General features: G+C 53.9%; 19 protein-coding genes. 13 read left to right on the top strand and 6 right to left on the bottom strand.

Annotation, left to right across the window (positions count from 1 at the left end):
* Positions 1-87: 87 nt before the first annotated feature.
* Positions 88-660, top strand: coding sequence for a glycerol-3-phosphate 1-O-acyltransferase PlsY (gene plsY / locus LMS44_RS16680; RefSeq protein WP_022522379.1), 573 nt, complete (start codon positions 88-90; stop codon positions 658-660).
* Here the strand turns inward: plsY and tsaD are convergent.
* Complete coding sequence (gene tsaD, locus LMS44_RS16675; protein ID WP_498945765.1) at positions 657-1,706, bottom strand: tRNA (adenosine(37)-N6)-threonylcarbamoyltransferase complex transferase subunit TsaD; 1,050 nt, start codon at positions 1,704-1,706, stop codon at positions 657-659. The two genes, plsY and tsaD, sit on opposite strands and share 4 nt — an antisense overlap.
* A 223-nt stretch (positions 1,707-1,929) precedes the next feature.
* Here tsaD and rpsU point away from each other — a divergent pair, with 223 nt between their 5' ends.
* The 3 genes from rpsU to rpoD all read left to right on the top strand — a co-directional run bounded on the left by rpsU (position 1,930) and on the right by rpoD (position 6,360).
* Positions 1,930-2,145: a 30S ribosomal protein S21 gene (gene rpsU, locus LMS44_RS16670; protein ID WP_008956349.1), complete on the top strand. Its 216-nt coding sequence runs from the start codon at positions 1,930-1,932 to the stop codon at positions 2,143-2,145.
* A gap of 269 nt (positions 2,146-2,414) precedes the next feature.
* Positions 2,415-4,283: a DNA primase gene (dnaG, locus tag LMS44_RS16665; RefSeq protein ID WP_190374758.1), complete on the top strand. Its 1,869-nt coding sequence runs from the start codon at positions 2,415-2,417 to the stop codon at positions 4,281-4,283.
* Between the two features lie 226 nt (positions 4,284-4,509).
* The gene (rpoD, locus tag LMS44_RS16660) at positions 4,510-6,360 is read left to right on the top strand and encodes an RNA polymerase sigma factor RpoD (RefSeq protein WP_027958016.1); all 1,851 of its coding nucleotides are present in this window, start codon (positions 4,510-4,512) and stop codon (positions 6,358-6,360) included.
* A gap of 119 nt (positions 6,361-6,479) precedes the next feature.
* Here rpoD and LMS44_RS16655 read toward each other — a convergent pair whose 3' ends face one another.
* The gene (locus tag LMS44_RS16655) at positions 6,480-7,127 is read right to left on the bottom strand and encodes a hypothetical protein (RefSeq protein ID WP_022522383.1); all 648 of its coding nucleotides are present in this window, start codon (positions 7,125-7,127) and stop codon (positions 6,480-6,482) included.
* A 209-nt stretch (positions 7,128-7,336) separates the two neighbouring features.
* Here LMS44_RS16655 and LMS44_RS16650 point away from each other — a divergent pair, with 209 nt between their 5' ends.
* Complete coding sequence (locus LMS44_RS16650; protein WP_159177236.1) at positions 7,337-8,704, top strand: L-serine ammonia-lyase; 1,368 nt, start codon at positions 7,337-7,339, stop codon at positions 8,702-8,704.
* 11 nt (positions 8,705-8,715) lie between these two features.
* Here LMS44_RS16650 and LMS44_RS16645 read toward each other — a convergent pair whose 3' ends face one another.
* Positions 8,716-9,612, bottom strand: a complete 897-nt coding sequence (locus LMS44_RS16645) for a LysR family transcriptional regulator (RefSeq protein ID WP_190374765.1) — start codon at positions 9,610-9,612, stop codon at positions 8,716-8,718.
* Positions 9,613-9,742: 130 nt separating this feature from the next.
* On the opposite strand from LMS44_RS16645, the gene LMS44_RS16640 reads away from it, so the two are divergent.
* From LMS44_RS16640 to mtgA, 4 genes are all read left to right on the top strand, one after another.
* Positions 9,743-10,726, top strand: a complete 984-nt coding sequence (locus LMS44_RS16640) for an MBL fold metallo-hydrolase (RefSeq protein WP_498945761.1) — start codon at positions 9,743-9,745, stop codon at positions 10,724-10,726.
* Positions 10,727-10,771: 45 nt separating this feature from the next.
* Positions 10,772-11,881 (top strand): S-(hydroxymethyl)glutathione dehydrogenase/class III alcohol dehydrogenase, encoded by a 1,110-nt coding sequence (locus LMS44_RS16635; RefSeq protein WP_027958011.1) that lies wholly within the window; start codon positions 10,772-10,774, stop codon positions 11,879-11,881.
* Between the two features lie 96 nt (positions 11,882-11,977).
* Positions 11,978-12,832, top strand: a complete 855-nt coding sequence (gene fghA, locus LMS44_RS16630) for an S-formylglutathione hydrolase (protein WP_027958010.1) — start codon at positions 11,978-11,980, stop codon at positions 12,830-12,832.
* A gap of 10 nt (positions 12,833-12,842) precedes the next feature.
* Positions 12,843-13,559, top strand: coding sequence for a monofunctional biosynthetic peptidoglycan transglycosylase (gene mtgA / locus LMS44_RS16625; protein WP_009288686.1), 717 nt, complete (start codon positions 12,843-12,845; stop codon positions 13,557-13,559).
* A gap of 394 nt (positions 13,560-13,953) precedes the next feature.
* On the opposite strand, the gene LMS44_RS16620 is transcribed toward mtgA, so the two are convergent.
* The gene (locus LMS44_RS16620) at positions 13,954-14,892 is read right to left on the bottom strand and encodes a DMT family transporter (RefSeq protein ID WP_138801566.1); all 939 of its coding nucleotides are present in this window, start codon (positions 14,890-14,892) and stop codon (positions 13,954-13,956) included.
* A gap of 144 nt (positions 14,893-15,036) precedes the next feature.
* Here LMS44_RS16620 and LMS44_RS16615 point away from each other — a divergent pair, with 144 nt between their 5' ends.
* The 4 genes from LMS44_RS16615 (at position 15,037) to LMS44_RS16600 (ending at position 19,780) form a co-directional block, all read left to right on the top strand.
* Positions 15,037-15,429: a DUF4168 domain-containing protein gene (locus LMS44_RS16615; RefSeq protein WP_022522390.1), complete on the top strand. Its 393-nt coding sequence runs from the start codon at positions 15,037-15,039 to the stop codon at positions 15,427-15,429.
* A 262-nt stretch (positions 15,430-15,691) separates the two neighbouring features.
* Entirely contained in the window at positions 15,692-17,602 is a 1,911-nt protein-coding gene (locus tag LMS44_RS16610) for a DUF294 nucleotidyltransferase-like domain-containing protein (RefSeq protein ID WP_027958007.1), read from the top strand.
* A 1-nt stretch (position 17,603) separates the two neighbouring features.
* Positions 17,604-18,329 (top strand): 3'-5' exonuclease, encoded by a 726-nt coding sequence (locus LMS44_RS16605; protein WP_022522392.1) that lies wholly within the window; start codon positions 17,604-17,606, stop codon positions 18,327-18,329.
* A gap of 93 nt (positions 18,330-18,422) precedes the next feature.
* Positions 18,423-19,780 (top strand): IS3 family transposase gene (locus LMS44_RS16600; protein WP_223827930.1). Its coding sequence is split into 2 segments (ribosomal slippage): positions 18,423-18,902 and positions 18,905-19,780, totalling 1,356 coding nucleotides; the frame shifts between segments, so codons are not numbered across the junction.
* A gap of 124 nt (positions 19,781-19,904) precedes the next feature.
* Here LMS44_RS16600 and LMS44_RS16595 read toward each other — a convergent pair.
* Positions 19,905-21,545, bottom strand: a complete 1,641-nt coding sequence (locus tag LMS44_RS16595; RefSeq protein ID WP_498945757.1) for a BCCT family transporter — start codon at positions 21,543-21,545, stop codon at positions 19,905-19,907.
* 243 nt (positions 21,546-21,788) lie between these two features.
* The gene (locus LMS44_RS16590; protein WP_022522395.1) at positions 21,789-22,664 is read right to left on the bottom strand and encodes a glycine betaine ABC transporter substrate-binding protein; all 876 of its coding nucleotides are present in this window, start codon (positions 22,662-22,664) and stop codon (positions 21,789-21,791) included.
* Between the last annotated feature and the right edge of the window lie 157 nt (positions 22,665-22,821).

Genomic DNA, 22,821 nt, shown 5'->3' with positions numbered 1-22,821 from the left:
GCTTCCCCCTACGGTAACAAGCGGGCGATTGTACGTTAGGATGGGGCTAAACGACAGTATATCGGGCCACAAAGCGAGCATGGCGCCATGGTATGGATAGTGGTGGGTTATTTAAGTGGCAGTTGGCTGGCAGCGCTGAGCGTTTGCCGCCTGGCGGGTGTGGGCGACCCCCGTCAACACGGTTCATTTAATCCCGGCTTTTCCAACGTACTGCGCCTATATGGCCCCCGCTTAGCGGCAGCCACCCTGCTGTTAGACGCCTTAAAAGCCATGCCTGCTGTTTTGGGTGCCAAGCTGATGGGCTATCCGGTCTGGCTGCAGGGGCTTGTGGGATTGGCAGTATTGCTAGGCCACAGCTTTCCACTGTGGCATGGCTTTCGTGGCGGTAAAGCGGTCGCCAGTGCCTTTGGTGTGTTGTTGGTATTAGTGCCTCAGGTGGCGTTACTGAGTGCATCGATATGGGCGCTGCTAGCGTGGCGATTAAAAACAGCTGCGCTGGCGTCGCTAGTGAGTGCTCTCGTGGCGCCGCTGGCCTGCGGCTGGCTGGCACCGGAGTACGTCATGGTGGTGGGTGGATTCAGCCTGCTGGTGCTGGCACGTCACGGGCTTAATATTCGCCGACTGCGACGCGGTGAGGAGCCACCGTTTCGTGGTTCTTAGGGTGAGACAGGCGGTGTCAACTGATCGAGAGGCCAGCGGGGCGTCGCCTGCATCATGCCAGAAGTGTCGCACTCTCCCGCTGCCAGGCGTTGAGCACCCACATAGGCAATCATGGCGCCGTTGTCGGTACAGAATCGCCCGCGCGGGTAGTAGGCGCGGGCTTGGCGTTTTTCGCACTCAGTCTGCAGTCGTTCGCGCAGGCGATGGTTGGCGCTGACTCCGCCCGCCACCACTAAGCGCTTCAAGCCGGTTTGATCCAGCGCTCGACGGCACTTAATCACCAGCGTATCGACAACGGCCTCTTCAAAGGCGCGGGCAACGTCGGCGCGGGCCTGGGCGTCGAATTCGTCGGCTGTTTCCAACTGGCGAATGGCCGTCATGGTGTGGGTTTTTAGGCCCGAAAAACTGAAGTCTAGCCCTGGCCGGTCGGTCATGGGGCGCGGGAAGCGAAAGCGCTTGGGGTCACCCTGTTCCGCCAGCTTGGCGACCTGAGGGCCGCCTGGGTAGGCCAGTCCGAGCATCTTGGCAGCTTTATCAAACGCTTCACCAGCCGCGTCATCCACCGATTCGCCGAGCAGTTGATAGCGACCCAGCCCCTGAACTTCGACGAGCTGGGTATGGCCGCCGGAGACCAGCAGCGCCACGAAAGGGAACTCGGGTGGCTCGTCTTCCAGCATCGGTGCCAGTAAATGGCCTTCCATATGGTGTACGCCGAGCACGGGGATGTTCAAGGCCCGAGCCATGCCATGGGCGGTACTGGCACCCACCATTAATGCGCCGACTAAGCCGGGGCCTGCGGTGTAAGTGATGCCATCCAGGTCGCGGCGCGTTAGCTTGGCGTCGCCGAGCACTTGCTCGATCAGCGGCAGCAGTTTGCGGGTGTGATCGCGAGAGGCGAGTTCGGGCACTACGCCGCCAAATTCTGCATGCATGGCGATTTGGCTATACAGCGCATCGGCAAGCAGCCCCTGGCCGCCGGTTAACGAGGTGTCGTAAAGCGCGACACCCGTTTCGTCGCAGGATGTTTCAATGCCCAGAACTCGCATAAAAAGGGACTCTCAAAGGCTATTCAAAAGATGTAAAGGTGAAAACAGAAGGGCGCTAGTCTAGCATTATCGCCGTGGATCAGCGTAAGCATTTGCAAAGATGGTCAACGGCGACTAAACTACTGTGCGCTGTAAAACTGGGTCGTACACCGTGTTCTAAAATGTAATATCGCAGTGTACGTACTATCCGAACTCAAGACTCCTTAAGGTAGGTGAGTGCTTAATGCCTTCTGTAAAAGTACGTGATAACGAGCCGTTTGACGTCGCCCTGCGTCGCTTCAAGCGTTCTTGCGAAAAAGCCGGTGTTCTTTCTGAAGTACGCCGCCGCGAGCACTATGAGAAGCCGACTGCTGAGCGTAAACGCAAAGCGGCAGCTGCCGTAAAACGCCACGCTAAGAAAGTTCAGCGTGAGCAAAAGCGTTTCGAACGGCTCTATTGATCCGTACCCGAGGGGGCCGGAGCAGTTAGCTGGTCGTCTCAAGAGGGATGCCAAGCGGCCGCCACTAGGTGGCCGTTTGTTTTTGACTGTTGTTCTTCAAAGCTGTCGTTGCTAAAGGCCGTCGCTGTTTATGATGATCTGATCTGGCAATGGGTCTGATGACCTTAGGCAGTGTTTTAAAAAACTGGTTTTGAAAACTGGTTTTAAAAAACAGGGCTTTTAAAAACAGTCTCGAAAGTTAGCGCTTTGCGCGAGGATGCCCGTAGTTCATGGCAGGCCAAATTCCACAGCGTTTCATTGATGATCTGTTAGGCCGCGTTGACGTGGTCGAGGTGGTTGGTGAGCGCGTGCAGCTTAAAAAGGCTGGTCGTAACTACTCTGGGCTGTGTCCCTTCCATCAAGAGAAAACCCCATCGTTTACCGTCAGTGCTGATAAGCAGTTTTATCACTGCTTTGGCTGCGGAGCTAATGGTAATGCACTACGCTTCTTGATGGAGTACGACAAACTACCGTTTCCTGAGGCGGTAGAGCAGTTGGCCGGTCGCCTGGGTATTGAAGTGCCGCGTGAAGGCGCTGATGACCCGCGTGCCCAGCAGCGTGAAAAGAAGCGCAAAGAGGGTGTTAACCTGCTCGAACTCGCCGCCAGTTTTTATCGCGAGCGATTAAAGATGCAGGAGGGCCAGCCTGCCCAACGCTATTTGTCGGGTCGTGGGCTCTCGGACGAGGTGATCAAGACCTACGGCATTGGCTATGCCCCGGCGGGTTGGGAGGCGCTAAAACAGCACCTCAGCGAGCGCGGTATTGGTGAGCCAGTGCAGGTGGAGTACGGCCTGCTGATTCACCGTGAGGATACCGGGCGTACCTACGACCGTTTTCGTGATCGGGTAATGTTCCCCATTCGCGATTTGCGCGGTCGTACGATTGCCTTTGGTGGTCGAGTGATGGGCGATGACCAGCCCAAATATCTCAACTCTCCGGAAACACCCGTATTCCATAAAGGTCGTGAGCTTTACGGCTTGTATGAGGCGCGCCAAGCCTCGAACAAGCTTGAGCAACTGGTCATGGTCGAAGGCTATATGGATGTGGTGGCACTGGCGCAATACGGTATTCATAATGCTGTGGCGACGCTGGGTACCGCCACCACAGAAGACCATTTGACCCGCCTGTTTCGACTGGTGAGTCGCGTAGTGTTCTGTTTCGACGGTGATCGTGCCGGGAGGCAGGCGGCTAGCCGGGCATTGGAAACCGCACTGCCGCAAATGATTGATGGCCGTGAAGCGCGCTTTCTGTTTCTGCCCGAAGGTGATGACCCGGACACCCTGGTGCGCCGTGAAGGCACCCAGGCATTTCAGGATCGCGTGACCTGTGCCATGCCTCTGTCGGAGTTTCTATTCGAACAGGCGGCCCAAGGGCGCGACTTGAATACCGTGGAAGGGCGCGAGCGGTTTGCCAGTCAGGTGCTCGAAGCATTGAACAAAGTGCCTGAAGGCATGCTCAAATCGCTACTGCTGGAGTCATTGGCAAAGCGTAGTGGGCTGGCGCAAGAGCAGTTGAAAGTGCTGCTCGAAAAGCGTTCCCAGGCGTCGCAGCGATCCGTCACCCAAGGTGATGTTTCGCAGGAGCCGGCAGAGCAGTTGGAGTCCGAATCGGCCTCATCCGCCATGAACGGCGCTGTTTTGGCAGCGCCAGCCCGCTCATCGCGCTCACGTTCTCAGGCGCTCTCCCCGGTTGGGCGTATCGTGCAGCTGTTATTGCATGAGCCCAATCTGGTGGTCACGCTCCCTGATCATTTGGAGTGGTTGCCGGAAGATGGCGATGCGCCGCTATGCCGCGAGCTGATTGAACTGCTCAAGGCAGGGCGCTACCGCAGCCCACAAGTGGTGTTGGCGCATTTTCAAGGCAGCCAGCAGGGGCATGCCTTGGCGGCTTTCGCCAAGCGCGAGCTGTTGATTCCCAAGGCAGATCGGGAAGCAGAGCTGAAGGGATTGGTGGAACACTTGCAGTACGTTCAGCGCCAGCGTTCTCCTCAAGAGGAGTACACGGCGTTGCTGGCGCAGGAGCGCGCCGGGCAAAAGTTGGATAAGGAGCAGCGCCAGCGTTTGGCAAGCTTGGTAATGGAGCTTGCTCAGCGCCAATGAGGCGGTGTCTTGGGCGATGGGGGTTGAATTCCTAGCGTTTCAGCACCAGATATAGGGTCAGCCACCGAGCGTTGGCCTAACCGAACAAACTAACACACCTGAATTACCGCGCAAATACGTCGAGCTGGAAAATTTCTTGCTTTTTACGCTATACTGTACGGCTTGTTGAGTTTAATCGATTCAGCGCTCCAGGTGTTTCATTCTTCTTCGTCGAGATAGGGTTTCTATGGCTGGAAATGCGCAGCAGCAGTCGCGTCTGAAGGAGTTGATCGCTCGAGGCAAGGAACAGGGTTACCTGACCTATGCCGAGGTCAACGACCATCTACCTGAGGATATCGCCGACCCGGATCAAGTGGAAGACATCATTGGCATGATCAACGACATGGGTATAAGTGTCGCTGAAGAAGCGCCAGATGAAGACACTTTGATGATGTCGGATCAATCCACGGACGAGTCCGCTGCGGAAGAGGCCGTAGCGGCCCTTGCCGCCGTGGAAAGCGATGTAGGCCGCACCACTGACCCCGTACGCATGTATATGCGTGAAATGGGCACGGTTGAGCTTTTGACCCGTGAAGGCGAAATCGAAATCGCCAAACGGATCGAAGAGGGTACCCGTGAAGTGATGTCGTCTCTGGCCTATTTGCCGGGTGCCGTCGCGTCTATTTTGGACGCCTATGACGCTACCCAGGATGAAGAAGCGCCGGGGCGTCTTTCGGATCTGTTTTCTGGTTTCATCGATCCCGATGAGGGTATCCCCGGCGTTGCCGAAGCAGAGGTGCCCGAACCGGAGCCTGAAGCCGAGATTGACGACGACGTTGAGAGCGACGGCGACGATGAGGACGAGGATTCTACGGCCAGCGAGGGCGGCCCAGATCCCGAAGAGGCGCGTGCACGTTTCGAGCAGATTCGCGAGCAGAACGCCTTGGTGGAAGAGGCGTTTGCCAAGCATGGCCGCGGCAGTGCTGAGTTAAAGGCCGAGCAAGCCCGCTTGGCGGTGCTTTTCTCGCCTATCAAGCTGGTGCCTAAGCACTTCGAGCGCTTGGTCGGTCAAGTGCGTATCAGTGTTGAGCAGGTGCGTGCCCAAGAGAAAGCGGTCATGCAGCTGTGCGTGAAAAAAGCCAAGGTGCCGCGTAAGACGTTTATCAAGTCGTTTCCTGGTAATGAGTCGAGCAAAACATGGCTGGATGAATTCCAGGCAGCGCAGAGCAAGTACGCAGACCGCCTTGAGCCGTTGCGCGCCGATATTGCTCGTGCTCAGCGCAAGATCGCCTTCGAAGAGGATATGGTGCAGCTCTCGGTTGCCGACCTTAAAGAGGTGAATCGCAAGCTCTCGATTGGTGAGGCGAAAGCTCGCCGTGCCAAGAAAGAGATGGTTGAGGCTAACCTGCGCTTGGTGATTTCGATCGCCAAGAAGTATACCAACCGTGGTTTGCAGTTCTTGGATCTCATCCAGGAAGGCAACATCGGCTTGATGAAAGCGGTCGATAAGTTCGAATACCGCCGTGGTTATAAGTTCTCGACTTACGCCACCTGGTGGATTCGTCAGGCAATTACCCGCTCGATTGCCGACCAGGCACGCACCATCCGTATCCCGGTACATATGATTGAGACGATCAACAAGCTCAATCGCGTCTCGCGCCAGATGTTGCAGGAAATGGGCCGTGAGCCAACGCCGGAAGAACTCGGCGAGCGTTTGGAAATGCCGGAAGATAAAGTACGCAAAGTGCTCAAAATCGCCAAAGAGCCGATCTCCATGGAGACGCCGATTGGTGACGACGATGATTCACACCTGGGTGACTTTATCGAAGACGGCACCATGCTGCTGCCCATTGACATGGCTACCGGTGAAGGTCTTATCGAAGCAACGCGCAACGTGTTAGGCGGCTTGACCGCCCGCGAAGCGAAGGTACTGCGCATGCGTTTCGGTATCGATATGAACACCGACCATACCCTGGAAGAGGTGGGCAAGCAGTTTGACGTAACCCGTGAGCGAATTCGTCAGATTGAAGCCAAAGCGCTGCGTAAGCTGCGTCACCCCAGCCGCTCTGAGCCGCTGCGTTCGTTCCTCGACGAGTGAATGTCGTAAGTGGTGAGTGGTGAATAGAAAGTAGTCGCCGCTAAGACCCAAAAGCCCGCCGTTCTCTGAACGGCGGGCTTTTTTATGGGGACTATTGTTGAAGACGATGTGTGCCGCGCTTAATTGGGTATCTGCCGGGCTTTATAAATGCGGCGAGCCAGTAGTAGCAATTCCAGGGTGGCGATCAGAATCAGGCTATAACCGAGTAGTTCGACGACTTCTTCAGCAACACTCTTAAAGGTTCCTGAATAGCTGTCTTCAAGAACGGCTTGCCAGAACTCTTGCCGCCCATACAGGCGCGAAAATATATAAGTGGTCAGCACGCCTGCCGTAAACAAACCAAAGGCGAAGGTGTTGCTGTAATGAGCGAACTCTGCAAGAAAACGTTGGCGCTGCTTCACCACCCAAAAAAGCGATGGGAGAATAATCAGTGCAACGAGTACCTTCCAGGTGTTATCAGCCACATAGTTATCTAAAAAGTGATCCTGTTCGCGTACCAGGGAGGCGGCCACAAATGCTAGCAGCAGCAGTGTAACGGTGGGCCACACTTTAAGTACATGACGAATGTAAATCAGCATTGCACAGCAGGTGGCTAGCACCAGCGTTTGGGTAAATTCGGTAAAACCCAGCTCAGAAAAGCGTACTGAGGGGAGATAGAGCGCTTCTAAATAGGCACCTTGGGTAATCGCACCGATAAACAGTACGTACAGTACTGCACGTACTAAAATGGTTTGAAATCCGATAGGCCAGGCAGGGGGGGGAGACATACCGACATCCTTTGTGGGTAAGCAGCGTAGCTACTACACAATTTTGCAATGACATGTGCATATAAAAACATGCAGGGTTGAATGTTCATTATATCGTCACAGTTATGTGTTGGCACGTCGATATTGCGGTTAATCACTCGACGTTTGGTCATCGGCGCTGCAAAGTGTCCCATAGGCAGGTAATAACAGTGTTGTGAGGCGTAATAGACATGGCTATTAGTGTGTTTGATCTTTTTCGAATTGGCATCGGGCCATCGAGTTCCCATACTGTGGGCCCGATGCGCGCGTCGCGAGATTTTGCCTTGGCGCTTGGCGATACCCGCGTTACCCGACTGGTGGTAAGGCTTCATGGGTCACTTGCCGCCACCGGGGTGGGCCACGGTACCGATCAAGCCGTCATCATGGGACTGATGGGCGAAGCACCAGAAAGTATCGATCCAGACACGATTACGTCGCGGTTAAAACAACTTGCCGAAGGCGAGCCGCTGTTGTTGGCCAATGGCCAACAGATCGCTTTTGACGCTCATAACGATGTCGAATGGGATGAGGCCTGTTTGCCGTTCCATCCCAATGCCATGGTGCTGAGCGCCTATTGTGATGACGCGCTAGTGGCGACCAATACGTTTTACTCCCTCGGCGGCGGTTTTTATGTCGATCAAGCGAAGGCTGATCAAGGCGAGGTCGGTGAAGATGCTACTGAACTGACTTACCCCTTCAATACGGCGGCCGAACTACTCGCACTATGCCGGCAGCATCAACTGCGTATTAGCCAGCTTATGTTAGAAAACGAGAAAGCCTGGCGTAGCGAATCGGCCATCCGTGAAGAGCTGCTGACCATCTGGCACGCTATGAGCGATAGCATTGAGAATGGCCTACGCGCGACAGGCCATTTGCCCGGTGGATTAAATGTGCGCCGCCGTGCGCAACTGCTCCACCAGCAGTTGCTTCATCCACCGGAAAATCAGCGTCTGATCGTGTCGAGTTTTACCGTAATGGATTGGGTTAACGTGTTTGCGTTGGCAGTAAATGAAGAGAACGCCGCCGGGCGGCGGATGGTCACTGCGCCGACCAACGGCGCAGCAGGCATCGTGCCCGCCGTATTAGCGTACTACTTGAAGTTTGAACCCGACGCTAGCGAAGCTGATGTGGTGGATTTTCTGCTTACCGCCGGGGCCGTAGGCATTTTATGCAAAAAGAACGCCTCCATTTCTGGTGCTGAAGTGGGCTGTCAGGGCGAAGTTGGCTCCGCTTGTGCTATGGCAGCCGCAGGGCTTGCCGAAGTGCTAGGCGGCTCACCTGGGCAGGTGGAAAATGCCGCTGAGATCGGCTTGGAACATAACCTTGGTTTGACCTGCGACCCGGTCGGCGGGCTTGTCCAAGTGCCCTGCATCGAGCGCAATGCGATCGCCTCCGTCAAAGCTATAAACGCTGCAAGAATGGCGCTGCACGGCGATGGAGAACACTTTATATCGCTGGATAAAGTGATCCGCACCATGCGCGATACTGGCCGTGACATGCAGGATAAGTATAAAGAGACATCCAAGGGCGGGCTCGCCGTCAATGCCATTGAGTGCTAGGTCATCAAGTGCTAGGCCAGCGGATTAGGAGGCAGTAAGCTGTCAATATTGGTGACTAGGTAGTCGACCAGCTGGCGGATTTTGGGCGACAGGTGACGGTGGCGAGGGTATACCGCCCAGACAGCGGTATCGTGGTGCTGAAAAGGCTCAAGCACGGCCACCAGCTCACCGTTGGCCAAGTAGGGCGCTACGTAATAGTCGGGCAGTTGTGCAAGGCCGAGCCCTTTAAGTGCGGCATCTAATAAAGCAGGGCCAGAATTACCGCTCCAGCGCCCTTCTACGCGCACCTCGCGTCGTTGACCGTTGACTTCAAACAGCCAGTTGGGCCGTGAGCCAATCAAGCAGCGGTGCTGGCTAAGCTCGCTCAACGTATGCGGGCGTGGCGCTTGGCGAAAGTAGCTGTGTGAGCCGACGATATACTCGCGGCGGTCGCATAACCGTCTGGCGATCAGGCTGGAATCCTTTAATACTCCCATCCGAATGGCAATATCGTAGCCCTCTTCAATGAGTTCTACTGGTCGGTTAGTGAAGTGCATGTGAACATCCAGCTGCGGATGCAAACACTGAAAGTCATTCACCAGTGGGGCGATAAAGCGCTCGCCAAAGGTCGTGGCCGAGGTCAGTTTAAGTAGCCCGCTAGGCTTGGCCTGGAGTTCGCTAAGCGCCTGCTCGGCATCCCGCAGCCCATCAAATAGATGGCGGCAGTGTTCCACGTAGGTAGTCCCCGCGTCGGTTAAGCGAATTTGACGGGTGGTGCGATATAGCAACTGAACACCTAGCTGATTTTCGAGCTGGCTGACCAAACGGCTGATATGCGAGGTCGATACCTTTAGGTGGCGGGCCGCAGCAGAGAACGTGCCTAAACGCACCACCTCAACAAAGGCTTCGATACGGCTCCAGTGCTGCATACTATCTCCCTGGGTTGATAGCGATTGTTGCTATGTGGCAATAATCTTATGAGTGTATCCCGGTTTATCAAGAGCGCCTAGCTGGCCTACACTGCTAGCATAGCTAGCCTATCAATGGAGCCTTTTACTTATGTCTATATCTTTATCTCAGTGGTCTTACGGGGCGCTAGCAGTGGCTGTGAGCGCTGGTTGGGCAGTCAGTGCCCAGGCAGAGCTACCCACCCAGCAGCAGGAGCAGGCGCCAGGTTGGTTTCGCATGATGGTTGGGGAGTATGAGGTAACCGCGCTATACGATGGCCATACTGCTATTGATACCTCCTTGTTAAAAGGCATGGAGCAAGAAGAGATTCTCCGCCACTTGGATGCGCTATTTATCGATGCAGAGAGTGGCATGCAAACCGCGGTCAATGCCTTTCTTATTCACACTGGCGAGAACCTTGTGCTGGTTGATGCCGGCTCAGCTGCCTGCTTTGGCCCCTCATTAGGCCAGGTGGAGAGTAACCTGCGCGCTTCTGGCTACTCGCCGGAGGATGTCGACACGGTGCTGATGACTCATCTTCATCCTGACCACGTGTGTGGTTTGGCCAATGAGGAGGGTGAAGCGGTTTATCCCAATGCTGAACTGCGTGCCAGCCAAGCGGATGCCGATTTTTGGCTGGATGAGGAGCGTGCAGCACAGGCTCCCGAATCTGCCCAGCCCTTCTTTACCATGGCCCAGGATGCGGTAGCGCCTTATCAGGAAGCTGATCGTTTCAACCCCTTCACGGCTGGTGATGAAGTTCTGATGGGCATTGTTGCCCAAGATACACATGGCCACACCGCCGGACACTCAAGCTTTATGCTCAATAGCGATGATGACGCCATGCTGGTATGGGGGGACGTAGTACACAGCTACGGCGTTCAATTTGCTGATCCCACTGTCGCTATCGAGTTTGACTCAGACCCCGAGCAAGCCATTCGCACTCGAGAAGAAGTGCTCGAAAGCGCGGTTGAAGTTAAGCACTGGGTCGCCGGTGCCCACATGCCATTTCCCGGCATTGGTCATATCGTAAAAGATGAAGAAGGCTATCGCTGGCTGCCGATTGAATTTGGCCCAGTGGCTACTGACGAGTAACGCCTTAGTTTTTGTTTTTGAAGTAATGAACATTTAGGAGTCAAAATGAAATCACGCGCAGCTGTTGCACTGGAAGCGGGTAAGCCGCTTGAACTGGTTGAGATCGATGTTGAAGGCCCGAAGGCGGGGGAAGTGCTGGTTAAAATGGCCGCGACAAGCGTTTGCCATACCGATGCTTACACGCTCTCCGGTGCTGATCCCGAAGGTAACTTCCCTGCCGTGTTGGGCCATGAAGGTGCAGGCGTTGTACAGGAAGTCGGCGAGGGCGTTACCAGCCTTAAGCCAGGCGACCATGTTATTCCGCTTTACACCGCTGAGTGTGGAAAGTGTAAATTCTGTTTGTCGGGCAAAACCAACCTGTGTGGCAGCGTGCGTGCTACCCAAGGTAAAGGGGTAATGCCTGACGGTACCTCGCGTTTTTCACTCGAGGGCAAAATGCTTCATCACTATATGGGCACCTCCACGTTCAGCGAGTACACCGTGTTGCCTGAAGTCTCCCTGGCGGTGGTTTCTAAAGAAGCACCCATGGATAAAATCTGCCTACTGGGCTGCGGCGTGACCACCGGCATTGGTGCAGTGCTGAATACCGCAAAAGTAGAGCCGGGCGCCACGGTGGCGGTGTTTGGTCTCGGAGCTATCGGTTTGGCCGTCATTCAAGGCGCGGTAATGGCCAAGGCGGGGCGTATTATTGCTATCGACGTCAACGCTGATAAATTCGAGCTGGCCAAGCAATTTGGGGCCACTGATTTTGTGAACCCTAAAGAGTATTCAGATCCAATCCAGCAGGTCATTGTCGATTTGACCGATGGTGGCGTTGACTACTCCTTTGAGTGTATCGGCAACGTCAATGTGATGCGCTCAGCGCTGGAGTGCTGCCACAAAGGCTGGGGTGAATCGATCATCATTGGTGTTGCTGGAGCTGGTGAAGAGATCTCCACACGGCCATTCCAGTTGGTCACCGGGCGGGTCTGGAAAGGCTCCGCCTTTGGTGGCGTAAAAGGACGCAGCGAGCTGCCGGGCTACGTTGATCGTTATATGAACGGTGAAATCAATATAGACGATTTCATTACCCACGATATGCCGTTCGAGAAGATCAACGAAGCGTTTGAATTACTGCATGCGGGTAAGAGCATTCGTACCGTGCTGCATTACTAGGCCTAGCATTATTAAGTAGTATAGAAAGCACGTTTGAAACGCTAAAACGCGGTAGGGTAGACCTGCCGCGTTTGCTGTATTTAAAGGAACCTGCCCATGAGCATGAGTGAAACTCTAGAACTGGTGTCTGCCAACCGTAGTTTCGGGGGCTGGCATAAGCGCTACCGCCACTATTCCCGTGCGCTGGACTGCGACATGATCTTCGCCGTTTACTTGCCACCCCAGGCGGAAAACGAGCGCGTACCGCTGCTGTGGTGGCTCTCGGGGCTGACCTGTAATGACGAAAATTTCATGCAGAAAGCGGGCGCTCACCGTATTGCCGCTGAGCTGGGCGTGGCGATTGTTTGCCCTGATACCAGCCCACGGGGCACCGACTTGCCCGGCGAGCATGAAAGCTATGATTTAGGCTCTGGGGCTGGGTTTTACGTCAATGCCACCGAGTCACCCTGGAAGCCCCACTATCGCATGTACGACTATGTGATTGAGGAGTTGCCTTCTGTAGTGCGTCAGCACTTCCCGGTCAATGGGCGCGAATCGATTAGCGGACACTCGATGGGTGGGCACGGAGCATTGATCCTGGCGCTGCGTCATCCAGGTCGTTTCCGCTCTGTGTCGGCCTTCTCACCGGTGGTGAACCCGATGAACTGCCCTTGGGGGCAGCAGGCGTTTAACGCCTACTTGGGGGACGATCAGTCCCGCTGGCGTCAGTACGATGCCTGTGAGCTGGTGGCCAACGGCGCATCACGCCAGAGGCTGTTTATCGACCAGGGCGAAGCGGATCAATTCCTGGAGGAGCAGCTTAAGCCAGAGCGTTTAGAAGCCGTTTGCGAAGAGCATGATCATCCGTTAACGCTGCGCCGCCAGCCGGGCTACGATCACAGTTACTTCTTCATTGCCTCGTTCATTGAGGATCATCTGCGCTATCATGCAGATCACCTCATGAAGCGTTAAGGATAACGGGATGCTCAATCGCTTGCTGCGCCGTTTTATGCGTCTGCTATGGCGGATTGTATGGCGCGGCGTTTTAGCGTTTGTACTGTTGTCCGTCGCGCTGGTCTTGCTGTTTCGAGTCGTTCCACCACCGGGGTCGATGGTGATGGTCGAGCGCAAAATTCAGAGCTGGATCCACAGCGATCCGATTCGTATACAGCGCGAGTGGCGAGGCTGGGACTCGCTCTCGGTGAACGCTAAGCTGGCAGTGATTGCCGCGGAGGATCAGCGCTTTCCACACCACGGCGGGTTTGATCTGGTCGAACTGCGCCGCGCATTGCAGGCTAGTCGGGACGGCGGACGACTGCGCGGTGCCAGTACCTTGAGCCAACAAACGGCTAAAAACGTTTTTCTGTGGACAGGTCGCAGCTGGACGCGGAAGGGGCTAGAAGCGTGGTTTACGCTACTGATCGAGATACTCTGGAGCAAGCAGCGTATTTTAGAGGTCTATCTCAATGTCGCCGAGTGGGATCGCGGTGTGTTTGGCCTAGAAGCCGCTGCTCAGCACTATTTTGGCGTCTCTTCAGCTTCGTTAACTGAGCGCCAGGCAAGTCTTCTCGCGGCTATCTTACCCAGCCCGCTGACGCGCAGCGCCGCACGCCCCGATGCCCAGGTTGAGCGGCGAAGTCAGTGGATTCGCCAGCAGATGCGTAACTTAGGTGGGGCTGATTATTTGCAACATCTATAGCTATTTTTATATAGCTATTTTTAGCCACGCTATTCGTATTTAGCGTCGTCAATTTCCGCGAGTGCTTCCAGATTGGGATAGGAGAAGTAATAGCCCTGCTACATGGGAAGACCCAAGGGCAGCAGGCCGCGTGATTCCTCACGGGTTTCAACACCTTCAGCAATTAGCTGAGTGCCCAAGGTTTTTGCTAGTGCCACCAGGCTATGCAGTATGGCTTGGTAGCACTTGTCGTTATCGCCCCCCAATTGATGATCGGTTGAAACACCATCGTGAATGCAAAAGGTACCGGAGAATTGCAACGGTTACAGTGTCCGTTCACCCTGGCACAGTGGTGTTGTGCTGACATGTTTAGCCAAGCCCTAGAATAAAATTATCGACCATTATAAAAATCGGGTCATCGCCTACTCGCCTTAGGGCCGGGTTTCCGTATCACCATCACTACCCCAGTGATGGCCACCAACATACCCACAAGCCCTAACAAGGGAAGGCGTTCGTCAAAGAGCCACCACGCCTGAAGCGCCGTGACTGGCGGCACAAGATAAAAAAGACTCGCTACACGCGAGGCTTCCCCCTTTTTAATCAAGGCCATGAGTAACAGAATAGCGGCAATTGAGAGAATCAACACCAACCAGCCCAGGGTCAGCACAAAGGTGCTGCTCCACTCCACTTGGCGCGTCTCAAAAAGCAGGGCACCAACGCCTAGCAGAGCGCCTGCTGCCAAATACTGAATAACCGCCCCGGAAAGCAGCGGCATGCTGGTGCAGTATCTTTTCTGATAGAGCGTACCCAGCGAAATCCCCATTAACGCGGCGGTGACACACAGCAGAGCACTAATCCCGAAGCCGTCAAACAGCGACTCACCCAGCTCAAGCTTACTGCCGAGGACTAAACTGATACCTATCAGGCCCAGCGCTAGCCCTGTCCATTGGCGCCAAGAGAGCTGCTCACCCAGCAGTGGGCCAGCGAAGGCGGCGGTCAGAAGTGGCTGCAGCCCCACCAGTAAGGCCGCTAAACCGGCGGGCATGCCCAGGTAAATGCCATAGAAGACGCCACCTAAGTAAGCACCATGGACTAGAAAGCCTGATATGGCGATATGTGTCCATAGCCTGGGTGATGAGGGCCAAGGTATCCGCATCACGACGACCAGCGGAGTCAGTAGCAGTAGCGTGAGTACAAAGCGAATAAACAGAAACGTAAAAGGTTCTGCGTAAGGCAGGCCGAACTTCGCACCAATAAAGCCAGTGCTCCAAAGCAGAACAAAAAGTGCGGGCATGGCAGCAAGCCCTGCTGAAGATAAGTCGTTTTTATGTAACTTTCTGAATATGCTAGACATACTATTTCCGAGGTGGCGTGTTTAATTCGTCTTTTAGATACGTTTGGTTCTTTTTGTTACTAACTTTTACATAAAAGATTGAACCTGCTTGAGCATGGCGCGTCACAGAGGGCACATACACAACGCAATATTGAGGTTTCTTCTATGCAACGTATGACTGCTCTGTTCTCCGCTGCCCTGCTCGCGACCGGTTTGATGACGGCCACCGCCCACGCCCAGGAAGAGCAACAAGGCGCTGCACAAGATCCAATGGCAACCCAGCAAGCTCCTGCCCAGGATTTTTCTGACGACCAGCTCCAGCAGTTTGCCGATGCTTCTCAAGAAATTGCGGTTATTTCTCAGGAATATACCCAGCGTCTGCAGGAAGCGGAAGATGAATCAGCGCAACAGGAAGTGCGTACCGAAGCTAACGACCGCATGATCGAAGTGGTCGAAGACAGCGGCCTAGATGTTGATACTTTCAACGCTATTGGTCAATCCATTCAGCAAGATCCGGAAATGATGCAGCGTGTGCAGGAAATGGCTAACCAGTCATAAGTCATACTGCTAAAAGTGGCTGATGTGTTTTTGCTAATTGGGTCTGGCTAATATAGCAACCTTTATTTAGCAACGTTAATATTAGTATGGTTTCGGCCACCAAAGCCCGGTGCATAACTGCACCGGGCTTTTTTTGTGAGCCGATTGGCCTACGGTTAATTTTATTATCCTTAGTGGGGTTTACCTAACTTAGCCTTCCCGCCACACTTTAGATTATGCGTTGATTATCCAGCCTATTGACCGGCAACACCAAGGAGTCCGTATGGATGTCGAACTGTTAGAAATACGCCAACATATGGGACGGTTTCCCCCTTTTGATGGGCTGTCGGATGATCTCCTTGATGCCATTGCTGAGCAGGTGGAAGTGAGCTACTTCAAAACAGGTAGCAGCATATTAACGCTTAACGAGATGCTCAATGATCTTTGCTATATCCGCAGTGGCGCTGTGGAGGTTTATCGTAGTCAGGGCGAGCTGTATAACCGCCTGGGCGAAGGCGATATTTTCGGTCACTTCAGCCTCTTGCGTAACCATAAGGTTCGTTTCCCAGCCCAGGCGATCGAAGATACCCTGATCTATTTTATTCCCAAGGCGGTCTTCCTGCGATTGTGCGAGGAGGATGACCATTTTGCGGATTTTGTCGAATTGGAGCGACCGCGGCTTGAGAGCGCTGCCGAGCAGCAAAAGAAGTCCAACGACATGATGGTGACGCGGATACGCAAGCTGCTAACCCGCTATCCAGTAATGGTGGAAACGTCTACCAGCGTTCAGCACGCCGCGCAGCAAATGAGCGAGGCTCAAGCCTCCGCCCTGCTGGTAATAAAAGAGGGGAGCGATAACCCTCGCTACAGTTTTAAAGATAGCGAAGGCCAAACTTGGCAGATGTGCGGTATTTTAACCGATAGTGATTTTCGTACCCGCATTGTGGCCGAGGGGTTATCGCCACAAACCTCCGTCGGTGAAGTGATTTCCTCGCGGCTAATTACTATCCAGTCTGACGCCTCTGTTTATGAAGCGATGCTGACGATGTTGCGCAGTAACGTGCATCACCTGCCTGTGCTCTATCGTCAGCGCCCTGTGGGCGTAGTGCATCTCTCCGACATTATTCGCTACGAGACCCACAGTGGTCTCTATCTGGTCAGCAATATTTTTAATCAGTCCAGCGCCCAGGGGCTGGCACGCTTGGCGCCGGATGTGAGCGCGGCGTTTGTGCGTATGGTGCAAGAGGGCGCTAACTCGCAGATGGTGGGTAGCGCCCTTTCCACGATCGGACGCAGCTTTACTCGACGGTTGCTGGAAATGGCTGAAGCTGAACTTGGCCCCCCGCCGGTGCCTTATTGTTTTATGGTGAATGGCTCAATGGCCCGCAATGAGCAGAGCATCGTCACTGACCAGGATAATGCGCTGATCCTCTCCGACGAGTTTAATCCCGAAGAGCATGACGACTACTTTTACGCCCTGGCAAAAATTGTCAGCGATGGCTTAGATGCCTGCGGTTACACCTACTGCAAAGGTGACGTTATGGCGACCAACGTTCAGTGGCGTCAGCCGCTCAGCGTTTGGAAGGGGTATTTTCAGGATTGGATGGCCAATCCCACGCCTGAACGGCTGCTGCACAGCTCGATTTTCTTTGACCTGGATAGTTGCTATGGCGAAGACCTTTATGTGGAAACGCTGCAAGATTTGATTGCCGAGACAGCGCCAAAATCACCGCTGTTTTTAGCTGCCATGGCGCGCAATGCCTTAAACCGTACGCCACCGCTAGGGTTTTTCCGTACCTTTGTGATGGAGCAAGATGGCAAGCACAACAACTCGATCAACTTGAAGCGCCGGGGAACTGCGCCGATGGTGGATTTGGTGCGTATTCACGCTTTGGCCTGCGGTTCCAAAGCGCAGAACTCCTTTCAGCGCTTGAATGACATCAGTAAGACCCAACTATTGGCGACCGGCATGAGCGACAAGCTAAGTTATGCGTTTGAGTTTTTATGCATGTCGCGGATTCGCCATCAAATGATTGACCTACAAGAGGATCGCCTGCCGGATAACAATATCGAGCCCGAAAACGTGGCGGACAGCGAACGCCACACCCTGAAAGACGCCTTCCAGGTGCTTAGCAACGCGCAAAAATTCCTCAAGTTCCGCTATCCCATGCCTGCACAACGGCAGGGGCGCTAAGATGCGCGGTATACGTCCACGTCAAAAAATCGTCCAGGCCGATTGGAAGGGCTATATGGCCCAACGAGCGCAACAAGCGAAAAATCCTGCCCTTCAGCAATTCTTTGGTACGCCGTTGCCTGATCCTGAAACGCCCATTTCTGAGGTGCCCATGGTGGCGCTGGATATGGAAACCACTGGGCTGGATGAGAGGCGCCATGCGATTGTTAGTATTGGCCTCGTGCCCTTCACGTTAAATCGTATCAAATTGGCTGAGCGGCGCTATTGGGTAGTGAACCCTTCGCGGCCGCTAGCAGAAGCCTCAATTACCTACCACCACATTACCCATTCAGAGATCGCCCAGGCGCCGGACTTAGATGCGATACTGGACGAACTGCTGGCCCAGCTAGCAGGTCGCCTAGTGGTCGTTCATTTTCGCAATATTGAACGGCCCTTTTTGAATGCAGCTGTCAAAGCCCGACGTGGGGAAGGGGTGCTGTTTCCGATGATTGATACCATGTCGCTGGAAGCGCGGATGCACCGCCAAACCCTATGGGCGCGGTTCCGCCGCTGGCTGGGTCGCCCACCGGTTTCCATCCGTATGCATGCGAGTCGTGAGCGCTATGGCTTGCCCCCTTATCAAGGACATCATGCCCTAGTGGATGCATTGGCCACCGCAGAGCTATTGCAGGCGCAAATAGCCACCCATTATCGACCTGAAACGCCATTGAAAGATATTTGGTGTTGATGCTTAGCTGTCGACATACCAGCAAAAACGGGCAACCCATTGTGAACTGCACCCCAAAAGTTGGACGCTCATCCAACGATTGGGGTGTTTTTCATGACGAAACATAATGAAGCGTTCAAGTTACTAGTAGTGCAACGCTACGCAGAAGGACAGCAGGGTTACAAGAGTCTGGCCAGACAGTACGGTCTTGGCCCTACAACCGTCAGGCGTTGGGTTAAACACTTTGAACAGCATGGTCTAAGTGGCTTGCAGAAAAAGTTCACCCACTACAGCGCTGAGTTCAAATTAGCGGTGTTGCAACAGATGAGGCAAGAGGAGCTATCAGCCTTACAAGCGACGACTCTGTTCGATATTCGAGGTGGTACGAGCGTCGTACGACAGTGGGAAAGCCAGTATCATGAAGGAGGCTTCCAAGCGTTGGAGCCTAAAGCCCGAGGACGTCCGACGAAGATGCCTACAACAGAGCCCCCAAAGCCCCCACTTCCACTGACGGATAAGAGCTCGCTGGAGCAGCTGCTCCAAGAGAATGAGTACTTGCGTGCTGAGGTGGCCTACCTAAAAAAGTTGAGGGCCTTGCGTCAGGCAAAAGAACAAGCCGCGCAGAAAAAGCGCAGATAGTCCTTGAGCTGAAGCAAGGCCACCCTTTGGCGGTGCTGCTAAAAGTAGCAGAATTGTCGCGTAGTACGTTCTATTATCAGGCAAGGGCTCAGCAGTTGGAAGATCGGCATGCTGGTCTGAAGCGACGCATTCACGTCCTCTACGAGCATCACAAAGGCCGCTACGGTTATCGCCGAATCACAGCAGCGTTGCGTCAGTCGGGCGAGCAGGTCAACCATAAGACAGTCCAGCGCCTAATGCAGCATCTAGGCTTGAAGTCGCTGGTACGCCCGAAGAAATACCGCTCCTATCGTGGACAACAGGCCAGTGTTCCCAATCTTCTTGCCCGCCAGTTTCATGCTGAACGACCCAACCAAAAGTGGGTAACCGACGTCACGGAGTTTAATATCCGAGGCGAAAAGCTGTACTTGTCGCCTGTGATGGATCTCTACAACGGGGAAATCGTGTCCTACTCAATGCAGAAACAGCCGCAGTACTCGCTGGTAGGGGGGATGCTCAAGAAAGCCTTGGCTAAGTTGGCCGACCAAGACGCGCCTTTACTGCATTCTGATCAAGGCTGGCAATATCAGATGTCAGCTTACCGGCGTAAGCTCAGCGAGCATGGCGTGATTCAGAGCATGTCACGTAAAGGCAATTGCCTGGATAATGCCGCAATGGAGAGCTTCTTTGGTACGCTGAAGTCAGAATATTTTTACCTGAACCGCTTTGACACCATTGAGCAATTACAGGCGGGCATTCGGCACTATATCCATTACTACAATCACGAGCGGATTAAGACCAAATTAAAAGGCCTGAGTCCGGTGCAGTACCGAAATCAGGCCTTGGCTGCTTAGTTTTTCACTGTCCAAGTTTATGGGGTCAGTTCATTGGGTTGCCCGTTTACTAGCTAAATTTGAACAGTACCAGCAAGCTTTAAACTTATGATTGGTTTAAAACCATGGTCGGTTCAAAGCATCGCTAGACGGCTTTAGGTTCGCTCATCAACCCCTTGATAATGGCATAGCAGGCCACTAGCAGAATGATGGTGAACGGGAAGCCGGTAGAAACAGCCATGGTTTGCAGCGCTGTCAGGCCACCGCCTAGCAGTAGCGCAATGGCAATCGCGCCTTCGATGATCGCCCAGAAAACGCGCTGTGGCGTCGGTGCATCGACCTTACCGCCAGCGGTGATGGAGTCAATCACCAACGAGCCAGAGTCAGACGACGTCACGAAGAACACGATGACTAGCACAATGGCTACGAATGAGGTGATTTGTGATAACGGCAGCTGCTCGAGCATTATGAATAGCTGCAGATCAACGCCTGCATCGCGAACGGCCTCAATGCCTTGGCTGACGTACTGATCAATGGCTGTGCCACCAAACGTGGTCATCCATAGTACTGATACAGTGGACGGCACCAGCATCACCGAGACCAGAAATTCACGCACTGTACGACCGCGGGATACCCGCGCAATAAACATACCGACATACGGAGACCAGGAGATCCACCAGGCCCAGTAGAAGGCTGTCCAGCCCTGGCTGAAGTCGGCATCTTCACGACCAAAAGGATTCGATAACGCAGGTAGATGAACCGCATAGTTCCAAAGGTTTTCAAAGAAGCCCGTGGCAATCATCAGGGTAGGGCCAACAGCAATCACAAAGAAAAGTAGCATTGCCGCAAGAATAATATTGATTTTGGAGAGCAGCTGTACGCCCTTATCAACGCCTGCCACGATTGAGCCGATGGCGATCATCGTAATACCGATGATCAACAGGATCATGGTGATATCACTTTCCGGCGCACCAAACAGGTAAGTGAGGCCTGCTGCTGCTTGGGTTGCCCCTAAACCAAGGGACGTAGCCAAACCAAATAAAGTGGCAAACACTGCCAAAATATCAATCACGTGGCCTGGCCAGCCCCATACGCGCTCACCCAAAAGGGGGTAGAACACTGAACGCATAGATAGCGGTAGGCCCTTATTGAAAGAGAACAGCGCCAGGGAAAGCGCGACCACCGCGTAAATCGCCCAGGGGTGCAGGCCCCAGTGGAAGATGGTTGCGGCCATAGCTAACGCTTCAGCACCGGCAGCATTGCCTTCCGCACCCGCAAGCGGCGCCCAACTGCCACCGTCAAATGAAGTGCCAAAGTGTGTCAGCGGTTCGTTAACACCGAAGAACATTAGGCCAATGCCCATGCCCGCGGCGAACAGCATTGAAAACCAACCCATATAGGTAAAATCAGGCTTGGCATCGGCGCCACCAATGCGGATTTTACCTAGAGGAGAGAAGATCAGACCAATACACAAGATGACGAATATATTCGCCGCTAAAATAAAGAACCACGCAAGGTTGCCGGTCAAAAAACCAAAAATAGCATCATAAATAGGCGCAATCGTATCTTGCAGCGCCAGGGTTAGCACCACAAACAGCAGCACGATGATTGCCGAAATGCTAAACACCTTGCCGTGCAGGTCAAGATTGAGACCCATGGTGTTAGTAGTGATGTTGTCTTGGCCGATGACATAATCGGTATCGATCAGGTTAGCCGGACCGTCTGGGGCGGGTATGCCCTCAGAGGCGGGCTCTTTAGGGGGGCGTTTATCGTCGTGGTTATCCACAGGAACCTCTCTATTTCGATCAAGAAGTGTCGATCAAAAGGGTGAACAGAAACCAAAATGTGGTCATCAACCCACATTGCATGGTGCGCGCTTAGGTGCTCACAGTAGCAAATCTATTATGAGAGTATTCAACGTAATGTGAACCTTGGCGCTTAAACAGTACTTAATAGCAGGGCTTAAAACAGTTCTTAAAACGACAACAGAGGGCCACCCGCCCCCTGCTACCGTAACTGCTTGGCTCGTTTAGCTATCGAGCCACTCTGTGACTACGTCTTGGTTATCTTCAACCCACTGCTTCGCGTTCTCATAGGGATCGCTGCCATCTTCCTGGTTCATCAGCATGACTTCGCCCATCTGCTCAGGCGTCCACTCGAAAGCGTCGAGAATGGCATAGGCTTCTGGCATGTCGTCTTCCAGGCCTTGGCGAACTGCGGTGTGAATCTGCTCTGCACCGCCATAGACGTTTTCAGGGTCTTCTAGATATTTGAGATCAAAGCGGGCAAACATCCAGTGGGGCGTCCAGCCAGTAACAACGACATCTTCCTCGTTATTAATTGCACTCGACAGTGCCGCTGTCATGGTGGCACCGCTGCCACTACGCAGATTCAGCTCAAGGTCATAGGTATCCACAACCTCTTCGGTGAGGCTCATTAAACCTGCACCGGGGTCAATACCGATGATCTCGCCGTTAAAGCTGTCGGCGTTATCGTTAAGGTCTGCAATCGAATCGACGTCAGTATACTCTGGAACCACAAGGCCCAGTTTGGTGCCGTCCAGGTTGGGGCCAAGGTCTTCAATACTATCGCCCAGGCGTTCCATGTAATCGGCGTGAGTGGTTGGCAACCAAGCAGCGACGATGGCATCCGCATCGCCAGTGGAGAGCGCCTGGAACATAGCCGCCGCTGAGAGTGAGGTTAGCTCGACGTCATAGCCCGCTTGCTCAAGTACTGCAGCGACCACGTTAGTTGAAGCGACTTCGGAAGACCACTCTACGTAGGCCAGGTTAACCATGCCTTTCTCTTCTTCAGCCTGCGCCGCGCTGCTGACGGTCACACCAGCACCTGCTAGCAGTGCCAGCGAAGCAAGACGGATACGGAGGTTCAATGTGCGATGTTTCATTCACTTTCTCCCTTGTGTATTAAAATATAAATGTACTGTTTATTAACGTGCATGATGCTTAACGAGCACGGTTGCTGCAAAACACAGCATGGTAAGCAAAGAGCGACTTAGCAAGCTAATGGCTCAACGCAGCCGCTTCTGCTGTTTTACTCTATCG

It is taken from the genome of Halomonas profundus (assembly GCF_020865425.1).
Classification (GTDB): domain Bacteria; phylum Pseudomonadota; class Gammaproteobacteria; order Pseudomonadales; family Halomonadaceae; genus Vreelandella; species Vreelandella titanicae.
The sequence above is the reverse complement of the archived record's forward strand: the minus strand, read 5'-3'. Positions and strand labels throughout refer to the sequence as shown.